The sequence below is a fragment of the Pelatocladus sp. BLCC-F211 genome, assembly GCF_041928655.1.
Lineage (GTDB): Bacteria > Cyanobacteriota > Cyanobacteriia > Cyanobacteriales > Nostocaceae > Pelatocladus.
Genome location: NZ_JBHFLM010000030.1, coordinates 43,068 through 57,004, shown reverse-complemented (window position 1 = coordinate 57,004; position 13,937 = coordinate 43,068). Strand labels below are relative to the sequence as shown.

At 40.0% G+C, this 13,937-nt stretch carries 13 protein-coding genes and 1 pseudogene; 6 read left to right on the top strand and 8 right to left on the bottom strand.

The features are described 5' to 3' along the window. Positions 1-305 precede the first annotated feature (305 nt). Positions 306-1,247: a hypothetical protein gene (locus ACE1AT_RS02965; RefSeq protein WP_374865823.1), complete on the top strand. Its 942-nt coding sequence runs from the start codon at positions 306-308 to the stop codon at positions 1,245-1,247. A 28-nt stretch (positions 1,248-1,275) separates the two neighbouring features. Here the strand turns inward: ACE1AT_RS02965 and ACE1AT_RS02960 are convergent, their stop codons facing one another. The 3 genes and pseudogenes from ACE1AT_RS02960 to ACE1AT_RS02950 all read right to left on the bottom strand — a co-directional run bounded on the left by ACE1AT_RS02960 (position 1,276) and on the right by ACE1AT_RS02950 (position 3,919). Then, positions 1,276-2,175: a LysR family transcriptional regulator gene (locus ACE1AT_RS02960; RefSeq protein ID WP_374865822.1), complete on the bottom strand. Its 900-nt coding sequence runs from the start codon at positions 2,173-2,175 to the stop codon at positions 1,276-1,278. A gap of 117 nt (positions 2,176-2,292) precedes the next feature. Next, positions 2,293-2,838, bottom strand: coding sequence for an RloB family protein (locus tag ACE1AT_RS02955; protein ID WP_374865821.1), 546 nt, complete (start codon positions 2,836-2,838; stop codon positions 2,293-2,295). After that, positions 2,831-3,919: pseudogene (locus tag ACE1AT_RS02950) on the bottom strand (ATP/GTP-binding protein). The gene ACE1AT_RS02955 and the pseudogene ACE1AT_RS02950 overlap by 8 nt, the downstream one beginning before the upstream one ends. A gap of 430 nt (positions 3,920-4,349) precedes the next feature. Here ACE1AT_RS02950 and ACE1AT_RS02945 point away from each other — a divergent pair. Further along, a complete protein-coding gene (locus ACE1AT_RS02945) occupies positions 4,350-5,183 on the top strand; it encodes a dienelactone hydrolase family protein (protein WP_374865820.1) in 834 nt (277 codons plus the stop codon). Positions 5,184-5,263: 80 nt separating this feature from the next. After that, on the top strand, positions 5,264-6,232 hold the full coding sequence (locus tag ACE1AT_RS02940) for an aldo/keto reductase (protein ID WP_374865819.1): 969 nt from the start codon (positions 5,264-5,266) through the stop codon (positions 6,230-6,232). 119 nt (positions 6,233-6,351) lie between these two features. Here ACE1AT_RS02940 and ACE1AT_RS02935 read toward each other — a convergent pair whose 3' ends face one another. Then, positions 6,352-7,428, bottom strand: a complete 1,077-nt coding sequence (locus ACE1AT_RS02935; protein ID WP_374865818.1) for a YheT family hydrolase — start codon at positions 7,426-7,428, stop codon at positions 6,352-6,354. Between the two features lie 157 nt (positions 7,429-7,585). On the opposite strand from ACE1AT_RS02935, the gene ACE1AT_RS02930 reads away from it, so the two are divergent. Then, positions 7,586-8,329, top strand: a complete 744-nt coding sequence (locus ACE1AT_RS02930) for a response regulator transcription factor (protein ID WP_016863919.1) — start codon at positions 7,586-7,588, stop codon at positions 8,327-8,329. A gap of 217 nt (positions 8,330-8,546) precedes the next feature. On the opposite strand, the gene ACE1AT_RS02925 is transcribed toward ACE1AT_RS02930, so the two are convergent. The 4 genes from ACE1AT_RS02925 to ACE1AT_RS02910 all read right to left on the bottom strand — a co-directional run bounded on the left by ACE1AT_RS02925 (position 8,547) and on the right by ACE1AT_RS02910 (position 10,856). After that, a complete protein-coding gene (locus ACE1AT_RS02925; protein WP_374865817.1) occupies positions 8,547-8,714 on the bottom strand; it encodes a metallothionein in 168 nt (55 codons plus the stop codon). Between the two features lie 288 nt (positions 8,715-9,002). After that, complete coding sequence (locus tag ACE1AT_RS02920; RefSeq protein WP_374865816.1) at positions 9,003-9,443, bottom strand: GNAT family N-acetyltransferase; 441 nt, start codon at positions 9,441-9,443, stop codon at positions 9,003-9,005. Between the two features lie 178 nt (positions 9,444-9,621). Continuing rightward, positions 9,622-10,101, bottom strand: a complete 480-nt coding sequence (locus tag ACE1AT_RS02915; protein ID WP_374865815.1) for a BON domain-containing protein — start codon at positions 10,099-10,101, stop codon at positions 9,622-9,624. A 74-nt stretch (positions 10,102-10,175) separates the two neighbouring features. Further along, positions 10,176-10,856: a general stress protein gene (locus tag ACE1AT_RS02910; RefSeq protein WP_374865814.1), complete on the bottom strand. Its 681-nt coding sequence runs from the start codon at positions 10,854-10,856 to the stop codon at positions 10,176-10,178. Between the two features lie 352 nt (positions 10,857-11,208). Between ACE1AT_RS02910 and ACE1AT_RS02905 the strand changes: the two genes are divergently transcribed. Continuing rightward, positions 11,209-12,702 carry a sensor histidine kinase gene (locus ACE1AT_RS02905; RefSeq protein WP_374865813.1) on the top strand — a complete coding sequence of 498 codons (1,494 nt, stop codon included), beginning with the start codon at positions 11,209-11,211 and terminating at the stop codon, positions 12,700-12,702. Between the two features lie 436 nt (positions 12,703-13,138). After that, positions 13,139-13,930 carry a molybdate ABC transporter substrate-binding protein gene (gene modA, locus ACE1AT_RS02900; RefSeq protein ID WP_374865812.1) on the top strand — a complete coding sequence of 264 codons (792 nt, stop codon included), beginning with the start codon at positions 13,139-13,141 and terminating at the stop codon, positions 13,928-13,930. Positions 13,931-13,937: the final 7 nt, after the last annotated feature.

Sequence of the window (13,937 nt, the reverse complement as noted above, 5' to 3'; positions counted from 1 at the left end):
TTTTTCGTTTAAATTTGCACATTTTGATTTTGACAACACGGAGATTAAGAAGGTTTCTTCTCTTAACCTGAATTTACTTACCGCGTTGCACATCTAGTGGATTTTATGGTGCAATTCATAGTTTTCCTCATTTTTAAGCAGCAAAATTTCCATTAGTTACAATTAGAAAAGTTCGTTGCTCAAATTGTTAGGGTTGATGCATAAGCAGGTGTATATCAAGTGCTTCTTCTGTCCTTAATAAACTTTTGCAAGACAACCCTTTAAGGAAATTATCGTGTTGAAGAGGAAAAAGGCTTAACTTATTTATGCAAACAGCAGTCTGTACTTTATATGAAGGTGATTACCACTACGGTGTCGCAATTTTAACTAATTCTATATACAATCATGGCTTTCGTGGTATAGTTTGGGTCGGGTATCGTGGGCATTTGCCACCTTGGGCTAAACCACTAAAAGATGAACAAGAGTATCAAGAGTTTTCTGTGGCAGAAGCTTGTGCAATCCGTTTTGTAAAGTTAAACACCTCAAAACATTTCGGTTTTTATAAACCCGATTTCATGTATCAATTGTTAGACAAATATTGCCCAGAAGTTAACGCCTTATTTTATTTTGACCCTGATATTGTAAATAAGTTTAGTTGGGATTTTTATCAAAAGTGGGTAAGCCGTGGCATAGCTCTGTGTGGTGATATGTGGTATCATGTCCCAGCAGATCATCCGAGGCGCTTGGCTTGGAAAGAATTTGCCAAAAGTAATGAATTTGTTTGCGAACGTCAGTTAGATCGCAATTATAATAGTGGCTTTATTGGTGTTCCTCAAAAGTATAAGTCTATCCTTTTACTGTGGCAGAAACTTATAGAAATTGGAGATGCAGCACGACACTCGGACATCAATGATGTTTTTTCTACGAGAATATTTGATAATTATCCCTATCTTGATGGTGACCAAACTTATTTAAACTTAACACTAATGTTGACTAATTATCCACTAAGTACAGTAGGTCCTGAGGGAATGGACTTTCTGCCTGGTGGTAATATCATGTCTCATGCGGCAGCTTGCATCAAACCGTGGCGGAAAAAATTGATTATTGATGCTTTGAGGGGTAGTCCTCCTAGCATAACTGATAAAGTATATTGGCGACATACTCAAACACCCATTCAAGTTTATTCACAAGCAACATACTCATGGAATAAATTTGCTCTGCGTTGTGGATCTATGATTGGCCGTTTCATGCGTCGCCCGCCAATTTAATCAAAAAGCTGATGAAAAAGTTGTTGATTTATAACTTTAGTTCACGGCTTGTTACCTCCTTAACAACAGTCAGAAATTGCTGCATTACTGGTGTGATTTCTTCTTTTTTCCACACCACAGCTGTTTCTACGAACGGTGTTGTTTGAGCGATCGCTCGATACACAACACCCTGACGTTGCAGATTTTGCAACGAAGCAGGTACAATTGCTATTCCCATTCCAGCCGAAACTAACCCAATTATTGTTTGCATTTGAATAGCTTCTTGAGCAACTTTTGGTGTGAAATTAACTTCCTCACACAAAGCCATTATTTTGTCGTAAAGTCCAATTCCCAAATGACGCGGAAATAAAATAAACAATTCCTCCGCAAGCGATCGCACTGCAATTTTTTCTTGTTTAGCTAAAGGATGATTTGCAGGTAAAACCACAACCAAATTTTCTTGCTGAATACACTCCCAAGCAAAACTATCATCTTCTAAAGGTAAATGTACAAAACCAACTTGAAGACGATGATTTTGCAAAGCCTTTTCTTGTTCTGGTGTCGTTAACTCCTGCAATATTAATTCCACCCCCGGAAACTGCTGGCGGAAAGCTTGCAAGATAGCAGGTAAGACATCATAAGTTACAGAACTAATAAATCCTACCCGCAATTGTCCTGTTTCACCCCTACCAGTGCGCCGTGTTAACTCAATCGCCTGCTCAAGTTGCGCCAGCAGTTGATAAGCTGACTGTAAAAATACCCTTCCTGCTTCCGTCAACTGTACCTGTCGCTTAGTTTTGCGAGCAAACAATTCCACCCCTAACTCAGTTTCCAGTTGGTGAATTTGCTGACTTAAAGGTGGTTGCGCTATGTGTAATCGTTCAGCAGCTCGGCTGAAGTGTAGTTCTTCCGCCACAGTAATGAAATAGCGCAGATGTCGCAGTTCCATCGTTTTAATATTTTAAAAGTTTCAATTATCAATAAATATATATTGGACATCTGAAAAATATCTACATATGATACTCATACAAGAGTTAATACTCCCGTCAAAATACTCATAAAATCTCTAATTTTTCTCTGTGTTATCTGTACCTTTGTGGTTAAAAAAATATCTATTAATCGCAAGTCCTAAAATAAAACACTGAGAGAACAGGAAGCGACGAGTCAGTTTACTCAACTTCTTTTTATATTCTTCACGGGGAAGACCAGTGTTTAAGTATTCAAAATGTAGGATATACCATAATTCAAAAGCTTCATTAGAGTAAGCAACATCAAAGCCCTGAACTTTAGCATTTTGTATTGCATTATTAAAGTCTTGTTTAGACCATGAGTCTCGATCAAATACACACCAAATCTGATCATATTCATCTTGGCTGTGTAGCTCTTTTGCTTTCTCTACCAAGCGGCTAGGGTTTGCACCTATCCCATGAACAGCGATAACTAGTCCTGGAGTACGAAAGCTTCTAAAGTAGTTAGGTTCAGTCTCTTCCCCTTCGCAGACTATCAGAAACCTTTTTCTCAACTCTCGAACATCAACCTTTCTGCGTGAGTAACCTCGATAAGAAGCTCCTCGTGAGTGTTTATTATTGTGTTGTAAATTCCTCTTATTCATGAGAGATGCTCATCAACTGACGCAAATCTCCTATGAAGGGAATAGCACCATATCTACCCTTGATATAGTTAGTTTCAAAGGAAGCATCGTTGCGAACTTTATATTCAACTAAAGAATATAAATCTGTTGCACCATATAGATTTTTCTCAACAAACCAAATTTGATCTCGGCGAAAAATTGTATTACTTAGTAAATTAGTATCATGGGTCATGAAGATTAATTGGGCATTCTTAGGATTCGCTTCTTGAGAATTGAATAACTCAACAATAGCCCGACTTATTAAAGGATGAAGCCTAGCATCAAATTCATCAATAATTAACACATTACCTTCTTTGAGGGTATCTACGAGAAGCCCAGATATGGCAAAAATCTTTTGTGTTCCTTCTGATTCTTGATTTTCTAAATCAAATAATTCCAGAGAAATTTGATTTCCACTTTGGTCATACTTTGGATGGGCAGTTCTGACTGTTCTTACTTTCCCATTTTTACCCAAACTTATAACGAATTCTTTCAATTCCTCTGGCATTGCTTCAGGAAGAATATCGGGAGATAATTTACTTTCTGTAACTTCAATCTCCTTAATACCCAAATCCAACTTTTTAATTAGTTTAACAATTTCGTCCCTATCTTGATTTTTCAATAGACAATTTACTGTGTAACCACGGTATCCTCTATCATCAAGCCCAGAAATAAGGTTCAATCTTTGATTAAACCAATCTAAAAATTTTTCAGCTATTTCAACATTAAACTGAGCGCAAACTGACAAAAAAAGTGCATTATGTCTAGTTTTTTGTTGTATGCCATCAGCCTTGAATCTTTTGGAAGCCCAAGACCTAATATCATTTTCATGACGTTCAAAGAGTTTTGTTTCTCTTGAAGTTGGTACATAATACAGCCATTCTGAAATTACTCTGTCACGAGTTACTTCAAAACCATATCTGTACTTTCGCTTATCCATTAAGAAGGCAATTTCAAAAAAAGATGGCTCATTTTCAGTTTCCGTACTTAAACTAAATGACTCTACGGATATTTTTTCTGTACTTTGAGTTTATTTGGAAGAATTGACTGTAAACCATGCCATAAAACCGAGTGCTTTAGCAAGATTACTTTTGCCACTAGCGTTTGCTCCATATATGGCCGCACTTTTAAGTAAATGAAGTTCCTCGTTAACCTGAAATACATTATTTTCATCGAGATTCTTATCTTTAGACACAATGTTTGCAGCCACCATACTAAAGGTGACTATTTGCTTAAATGATCTATAATTGCCAACACTGAACTCGATGAGCATGGTAGCACTTGATGCTTAAAAAATATATTTGTGATTTTTTCGCAAGTATTTAACTTAAGGATAGCAAATATTGACCTGTGAATGATAGCACATAGAATGCTTTAAAAAGCGATCGCACTCATACTAATTTAGTAGTACACATCACATTACTACTTACAGTCGATACGCGACTAGATAAAATCGAGGTATTTTTTAAACGGACACCAAGCACATCAGAATTATGCCTAAGAATTTGAATAGAAGAACATTCATCATGGCATCCCTAGCAACAGGTTTCGCTGTCGCAACTCATCCTGTGACTGCTCAAACAATCAAAACAAGTCCCACAGGATTAGTTGCAGGTGAAGTCAAAATTCCTGTTGCTGATGGTACTATTCCTGCTTACCGGGCTATACCTGCTTCTGGTACTAACTTTCCAGTTGTCTTGGTAGTTCAGGAAATTTTTGGTGTTCACGAATATATTCAGGATATTTGCCGTCGCTTTGCCAAATTGGGATATTTAGCGATCGCCCCAGAATTATATGCTCGTCAGGGAGATGTTTCTAAACTCAATGATATTCAAGAGATTATTAGTAAAGTGGTGTCAAAAGTTCCTGATGCTCAAGTATTATCTGATTTAGATGCAACCGTTGCTTGGGCAGCAAAATCAAAAGGCGATGTGAACCGTCTCGGAATTACAGGTTTTTGCTGGGGTGGAAGAATTGTTTGGCTTTATGCAGCCCATAATCCTAAGCTGAAAGCTGGAGTTGCTTGGTATGGACGTTTGGTCGGTGAATCTACACCACTTCAGCCTCAATATCCCATCAATGTTGCAGCCTCACTTAAAGCCCCTGTACTAGGATTGTATGGAGGTAAGGACGAAGGTATTCCCCTAAGTACAGTTGAAAAAATGCGACAAGCTTTAAAAGCAGCCAAACAACCATCTGAGATAGTTGTTTACCCAAATGCTCCCCACGGCTTTCATGCTGATTACCGTCCAAGTTACCAAAAGGAAGCGGCTGAAGATGGTTGGAAACGTCTCCAGGCTTGGTTTAAGGAACATGGGGTAGTTTGAGGTTGAGATGGAAGGCGATCGCTTGTTCAAAGGGGTGTAAGCGCTTGTACCATCAAAGAAGTCTTGGTCAATAAAGAACTATGGTAGGAAAAACAACACGGCGCAATTTCTTAATGACCAGCGTGGCTGCTGCTGGTGGTATTGTGGGAGCAAATGCCTTGGAAAAAGATACTTCCAACCCTACTAAATTACCAGCCCTGATGCCAGAACGAGTGCTAGGACGCACAGGGGTAAAAGTTCCCATTTTCGGTTTGGGAGGCGCAAGTGCAAAAACACCATTAGACAAACAGGATCGAGAACGTGATGCTGTGGATATTATTGAAAAAGCACTCGAACTCGGTATTCGTTACTTTGATACTGCTGCCAGTTACGGGACAAATGAAGATTATTTAGGCAAAGTACTGCCATCTTATCGGCAAAATGTGTTTTTAGCTACTAAGACAGGTAAAAGAGACCGAGATGAAGCATGGCGAGAACTAGAGAGTTCACTGAAACGCCTCAATACAGATTATCTTGACTTGTGGCAATTGCACCATGTCTCTTACGCAGAAGAAATAGATACTTTATTTAGTAGTTCTGGTGCTATTAAAGCTTTAGAAGAAGCTATGCAGCAAAAAATTGTGCGATTTGTAGGTATCACCGGACACCGTGACCCACAAATTATAGCCGAAGGACTACGTCGCTTTCAATTCCACACAACTCTGATCCCTATCAATGCTGTTGATAAACACCATTCACATCCGTTTATTCCTGTTGTTCTACCCCTAGCACAGCAACAAAACTTAGGTGTGATTGCAATGAAAGTTCCTGCTTACGGGAAGTTGTTTCAACCAGGTGGTTTGAAAAATATACAGCAAGCTTTAGGATATAGTTTGTCTCAACCAGGGGTTCATAGTTGCATAATTTCAGCTGATAGTGTACAACAGCTAGAAGAAAATGTGAAAGCAGCACGTTCTTTCCAACCCTTAACTTCTAACCAACTTGCAGCAATTGAACAACGCACTGCCAGTATCTGGAAAGATAGTACATTTTATCGATCTTGGGACTAGTGGTCTGGCAAGTCAACGCAAGTTGGTTTCGTAGTGTAGACGCGGTAGCGGCTTCCCATACCCCGTAAGGCGTTCCTGTAGGGTAGGGTACGCTTAAGCACTCATAAAGGGCTAAAATCCTAACTACGAAGCCATTCTAAAATTCGATTCCATGCCCACCAAGGATCAGGATCTTGTGCTTGGTATTGACAATCTCTACTGCTGATGTAACCTACATGACCACCGTAACGGGTGAGTAATAAATCTATCATGGGATTAGCAGCACAGGCTGATTGTAAATCAGGTACGATCGCTGGATCAAAAAGAGGATCATCTTCAGCATAAATAATCAAAGTCGGTTTTTGCAGATTTGGTAGTAACTGCAAAGCACTGCTGGTGTCATAATAGGCTTCCACTGAGGGAAAACCCAAGCGTTCTATGACTAATTCTTCGTCAAAACTCCAGATACTATTTACTCGTGCGATCGCTTCTGGGTCAATACTATCAGGATGATCTGCATAAATTTGCCACGCCAGTTTTTTGAGATTACGCGCGATCGCCTTTTCCAGATAGCGACCTAAAGGATGCTTAACTAAATAGGAAAGCGATCGCCGAGAATCCAGACTGGGACAAATTACCGCCGCACCACCAATTTCTTTTTCCTCTAAACCCAAACTCTCTAAATCTAAAAATACAGAAGTCTTCTCTCCCCCAACTCCCCCATGTCCCCCAACTCCCCCCACCGCCCACAGCGCCAATTGTCCCCCTAAAGAATATCCCGTGAACCAATACTTTCCTGGACATCCCATAGCTTTAGCCGCCGCAGCAATACGGATAAAATCTTCACCTTCGTACAAGCCATCGCTGGTCAACATCGGCGATAATTGGGCTGTCCTGCCGTGAGCGCGCCAATCAAATAACACGACTGCATAACCTTGGGCGTAGGCTTTACGTCCTAGCAGCTTGAGAAACCATTGATTCTCTAACTCACCTGTAATACCATATGTTCCTATGATCGTACCGCAAGCGTTTTCAGGAATAGCTATCCAACCAAAAATCGGTACGCTCTGTCCACCGATAAAAACCTGTTCTTGATAGGGCGGCTCTGAGTATTTCGTCGTTTGTTCCCAGTTACGCCCAGCAAAAAGGGCGGTGTAGAGAGTCATGGCTACACCGTTTCGCAAAAAATATGGTGGATTGTATGACCAGTAACACATTCGCTTTAGGATTTAGTATAGCTTGGACTTATTTTTAAAATCTTTGAATTTTAATCTTTATGTTAGATTTAAAATATTTTTTATAATCTAATGAAGCATCTTTGTATTTCCCAAAGGTTCTTATTTATCCTTAATAAGTAGTAATTATTTTTTAATAATGCCGAGGATTCTAGTCATAGACGATGACCCAGCAATTTCAGAGTTAGTTGCCGTCAACTTAGAGATGGCTGGCTACGACGTCAGCCAAGCAGAAGATGGAATCAAGGGTCAGGCGCTGGCTTTACAACTCCAGCCAGACTTGATTATGCTCGATCTGATGTTGCCTAGAGTAGACGGATTCACTGTTTGTCAGCGCTTGCGGCGAGATGAGCGTACAGCTGAGATTCCTGTGTTGATGTTGACAGCACTCAGCCAGACTCAGGATAAAGTAGAAGGCTTTAACGCTGGCGCGGATGACTACCTAACGAAACCGTTTGAAGTTGAGGAAATGCTGGCGCGGGTGCGTGCTTTACTGCGGCGTACTGACCGGATTCCCCAAGCTGCAAAGCACAGTGAAATTCTCAACTATGGGCCTTTGACCCTCGTTCCTGAACGGTTTGAGGCAATCTGGTTTAATCAAACAGTCAAACTGACTCATCTAGAGTTTGAGTTACTTCACTGTTTGCTTCAGCGACATGGCCAAACTGTTTCCCCAAGTGAAATCCTCAGAGAAGTTTGGGGATACGATCCAGATGATGATATTGAAACCATTCGAGTCCACATTCGCCACTTACGAACCAAACTAGAACCAGATCCTCGCCATCCCCGTTACATCAAAACAGTATATGGCGCTGGATACTGTCTGGAGTTGCCTAGTGTTCCCCAATCAAGTGAAGGTGTCTCTACATCAAAAGTCGATTGATCTTGTTAGGACTATTGTGTAAATGTTGTTAAATTAGTGTTGGAATTGGCACTCGTATGTTGTCATCACTTCAAGAGTGCCAATGAGATTTTGCGTGTATCAAAACTTCTAATTAATTGGTGCGATCGCATCACACCGGGGTCTAAATTAGCGATGATTCCAGTATCTCCTTGTTAGCCTACCAATTTACTTTTTGCTAACCCTGCTTTTGATTAGGCTATGCATGACAGCCACAGCCTTGATGACCACAACCCTCTCCATTGGGATGACCATTCGCACAGCTTTCTCCACAATAAGGCTTGCCATCTTTGATCACAGCATCAGTTAGAGAAACTATACAAAGGCAAGATTCACAAGCGCATTTCATCTGAGTCACAGTTGTCATAGCAAGCACCAAAACAAATTTGCTTTCAAGTCATTAATATATGACACCTGAACATAAATTCAGGTATTAACTTTAGATATAGCAGGAAAATCTTAATAATTTGGATAAAAATGTAGTATAAGTTAATAAAATTGAGAATAGCTAAAATTTATGCACCATCATCAATAACAGTATTTCTGAATTTACTTGTCGGTATCGATTTATTAATTGCTTTCAATCGCTACTTTCTATAAGCAATAAATAGGCAATATTTTGTATGATCAAAACTCATTGTTTGAAATCATTACTTTACTGAGTGTAAGCATTCGGGTTCCATTTTTCCATAAAGCGATCAGGATTTTTGAGTTCAGTAAATCCAAATTGACGGTAGAAATCTTGAGCATCTTTAGTTGCAAGTAACCATCGACGCAATCCTAGTAATTCTGGATGGGAAACAATTGTTTCGAGCAGCCACTTGCCTAACTCCTGACCACGAAAAGGTTCTAAAATAAATACATCAGCGATATAGGCAAAAGTAGCATAATCTGTTATTACACGAGCAAAGCCAATTTGTTGCTTACTTTTGTATAGACCAAAGACAAGCGAATTTTGAATGGAACGCTTCAGAGTTTGAAGTGGCAACCCTTCTGCCCAGTAAGAAGTCATTAAAAACTGATGTATAGTATTAATATCTAAGCGATTTATATCTGTACTGATCGAATATTCGCCTTGTTGCCACTCTGTAATCATAGGTTGATTGACATAGATTTATTACCTACTATCTTAGTATTTTACGCAATATATATAGGTTAAAATAAAATAGGTTAAAAGAAAAAGGTAAAAGGGAAAGGAATTGAAAGAACAGCGTTTACCCTTTTACCTTTTGTCTGAAATAAATGTGAATGCTCAAAGAAAACTCTAGGAAGAATTATTGATTGTTATTTGGTGCTGGTGTTGCGGGAGCAACTTTTACTTTTTGTGCATCCACACTTTTCACACCTTTAATTTGTTGTGCTAGAGCGGGAACTTTATTTAGTTGCTCTTGAGTAGGAACTGTTCCAGCTACTTTCACAACGCCATCTTCCGCATCAACCGTTAATTGGCTAGCTGGTAAATTTGCTTCTAGCTTTCCGCGAACTTCGCTTTCTAGATCATCATCATCTCTATCTGCATCACCGCCAGTCGTATTATTACGTTGCTCTCTGGCGCGAATATCTGACTCAATTTGGTCTTTACGAGTTTGGCTGGTAGCGTCTTGTTGGTTTTGTTGAGCTGTTTCTTGCGCTGGTGCGTTAGCGTTTTCACTGGTATTATCAGGAGCATTTGTGCTGGTTCTAGAGGGTGGTTCGCAACCTGCTGCACCAATAACCAGAACACCACCAAGCAAGAATGGAATGAGTTTTTTCATTTGTTTTTCTCAACTGAAAATTTTTTTTGCAATTATTTTGATCTGTGTGCAAGGTTGAAGAGCAAACTTAACAGTTAGAGAGCATTATCACGACGATCAACAATAACTACCTTGGGATCATTGTCAACAACGTTTGTACGATCATAAGTAGGAGTAGTATCAACCTCAGAAGTTGCAGGATTTACATAACCACCGTGAGCATCAGCAACATCTGGTGCATTATAGATACCAAACTCCTCGATCCCCCGATTTATGAGAATACTTTCAGCGCGGCGGATTTCTGCTTCTGTACCTTCTACCATGACTAAATAATCACCACGAGAAACGCGCTCATTGTAAACTCTAGCTCGTTCTTCAGGGATTCCCAAACCAACTAATGCGCCTAATAACCCGCCAGCTGCTGCACCAATACCAGCACCCGCAGCAGTTGTAGCTAAGGTTGTGGCTAATTCGCCTGCTAGTAGAATTGGCCCAACACCGGGAATAGCTAAAGTACCCAATCCTACGAGTAATCCCGTCAAACCTCCTAAAATACCACCTGTAACTGCTCCCGCAGCAGCTCCTTCATCGGCTTTATTACCGACACCTTTTTGTGTGTCAACACCAGCAACATCACCAGTGCGATCGCTGTCTTTAACAATTACAGAAATTTTATTCATGTTAAAGCCAGCATCTCTCAGTTCTGTGAGCGCATGTTCAGCTGCGTTACGGTTAGAAAAGACTCCAACTGCACGTTGATGTTTTCCCACAACCATTTTGTACTCCTCCATAAATTAAGTAATAAGCTTGTTTGTGATTACTACATACTGTTTTGCCTTGTTTTGAGAAGATTTCCATCGTTCTCAGGTGTAAGCAGTTGATCTATCAATAGAGAGGTTGTTTTAGGAAGATGAGAAATAATCACCAACCATTGACTATTGACAAATGACCAATGACCAATGACAAATGACCAATCATCAACGGAAATTGCGCCTGTATTGTTCGGTTATACGACTTTCGTTATGGTGCAAATATCGATAACCTCGTAAGTAACAGTGAAAAAGTAGTGAAAGTCAAAACTCTGCCTTAAACGCTGGATGTCGCTGTTGAACTAAGGGGTGAATACTTGTGTACAAATGGATTTTGCCTAGTCTGAGCGAAGTATTAGCCGATAGTAAATCAACTATGGGTTTTTGTTCATCTGCTAAGGCTCAACAACAGTGGCGCTTCTGCGTGGCGGCTACACAACAGTTGCTATTAAATGCCTTAGAAACGATTGATACGGATGTAACACAAGGATTGATTTTAGCTGCGCCAGCACCTTTGTTTGATCATCCTAAATTAACTACAAGTTTTCAGTCAATAACTTTTACAGCAGAACCGTTTAATCGTTTGGCACTAATGCCATTTCAGATGTCTGATCAAGAAGTTGCGATCGCAGCAGATGCAACTGTTTACAATGAATCAATTTTACCTCTGCTAAAAACAGATCCATTAGCAAATGAACAGTTTTGTCTCATTTTTACGAAAAAATTTAGATTGATTTTAGTACTAACAGAAGAAAACGGTCAAAAAGCATTCTCATTTTCTTTTGATTCGGAAGTCGTGCAGCAGGCGTGGCGGGCGTTGAGCGCTAGGGTAATGTTGAGCAATCCTGATTTATTTGCTGAACTAGAAGAGACGGTACAAAAATACTACCCTACCGCCCCAGATTATCGCATGGTCATGCAGTTTAGCCAATTTTTGCTCACAGAATTACCAGAACAAGAAAATAAAGGCTGGGAAACTGCAACTAAGGAAACAGTAGAAGGAAATGGTGAACGAAGTCAAAAAACTGAGGTTAATTCTCACCACCCCTCATCAGCAAAACCTGATGTAGAAATGCTGCAAGCTTTTGCTCATGAAGTTCGTACTCCTTTGACAACCATTCGCACTATCACTAGACTATTGCTGAAACAGCGCGATTTACCTGCCAACGTCATTAAGCAATTGAAAATAATTGATCGCGAATGTACCGAGCAAATTGACAGGATGGAATTGCTGTTTAGAGCAGCAGAACTAGAAACATCTGCTACAGGTAAAGCGACAAGCACTCAACTAACTGCAATGAGTCTGGAGCAGGTGTTGCAGGCGAGTATTCCCCGTTGGCAAGAAGCAGCTACTCGGCGTAACTTGAAGCTAGATGTAGTTTTACCCCAGCATTTGCCGACTGTTGTTAGTAATCCTACCATGCTTGATCGAGTTCTCACAGGTTTAATGGAAAATTTTACCCGTAACTTACCTGCTGGTAGCCATATTCAAGTGCAAGTTATTCCTGCTGGTGATCAACTAAAGTTGCAATTACTACCTCTACCTCTGGTGGGAGACAACGATACATCAACTGTATCAACCTGTACACCACCGATTCGCAAAGCTCTTGGTCAATTACTGATGTTCCAACCAGAAACAGGTACAATCAGCTTGAACCTCAATGCAACTAAGCATTTGTTTCAAGCGATTGGTGGAAAACTGATTGTGCGTGAACGTCCCCGTTATGGAGAGATTTTAACAGTTTTCTTACCCCTAGAAGGAGCGGAAAACCAAGAGCATTCAAAATTCAAAATTCAACGTTCAAAAGTATAATAACGCTGCAATTTGTAGATGTTGGCGATCGCTAGCATCAACGTTTTTTGCCCAGGGGGAACTTCAGGTTAATATCCGCATTCCTTTTGTTCTGAGGTTATAGATCCCTGAGTTCGCAAAATTTGTCGGGGATCTGAACACCCGCGACTCATCATAATTAATGGGACAGATCACTACGTTGCTGTCCCTCAAGGGTTTTCAGCCTGACTTCCTTATACTGATCAATTGGTTATCGCTAGAAACTGCCAATATGTCTGCGTGGCTTAGGGTGCTAACTGCGATCGCGGAGTTTCTGCCAATATTTTTGGTTTTTCCTGTAATGCTCAATTGGTAGCAAAAAATACCAATCAGGTTGGTAATGCCTGATAATGTTGGTAATATTATACCAACTGTTAATTCCAACCAGAGAGTCTTGCACTAAAACCGTGATTTGTAAATGAAAAGAAAACAATTTTTAACATTTATTGGCATCGCACTAACTAGCTTGATTTTAGCAGTTGGTTTAGCATTTATTTCTTCTTCTGTAGTAGCACAGTCAAACACTGAGTTACTTGTGTCTGCTGCTGCGAGTTTGAAAGATGTGATGGAAGAAATTAAGACTGACTACCAAAAAACTAAACCTAATGTCAACATTAAATATAATTTTGGAGCTTCTGGTGCTTTGCTGCAACAGATTCAGCAGGGAGCGCCTGTAGATATGTTTATCTCTGCTGGCAAGAAGCAGATAGACACCTTAGAACAATCAGGGCAACTAGTTGCAGCTACTCGTGGCATTTTAGCAAAAAACCGTTTGGTTTTGATCGTGCCACAGAATGCCACAGGTGTTAGCAGCTTTAACAACCTCAAAGATGCCAAGATCAAGAAAATTGCTATTGGCGAACCAAGAAGCGTTCCTGCTGGACAATATGCAGAAGAAGCCCTAAAAAAATTGGGTATTTACGAATCAATCAAACCCAAGTTTGTTTATGCTAACAATGTACGCCAAGTTTTAGCAGCGGTAGAAAGTGGTAATGCTGACGCGGGCTTGGTTTACCAGACTGATGCCAAAATCTCCAATAAAGTCAAAGTCGTCGTGGCTGCTGATGAAAAATATCACTCTCCGATTGTCTATCCATTAGCAGTTTTAAAAAGAACTAAAAATCTACAACCAGCAAAAGACTTTCTTCAGTTTCTATCCAGTGAACAAGCTAAAACTGTACTACAAAAATACGGCTTTATCTTGCCTTAATTTCTTG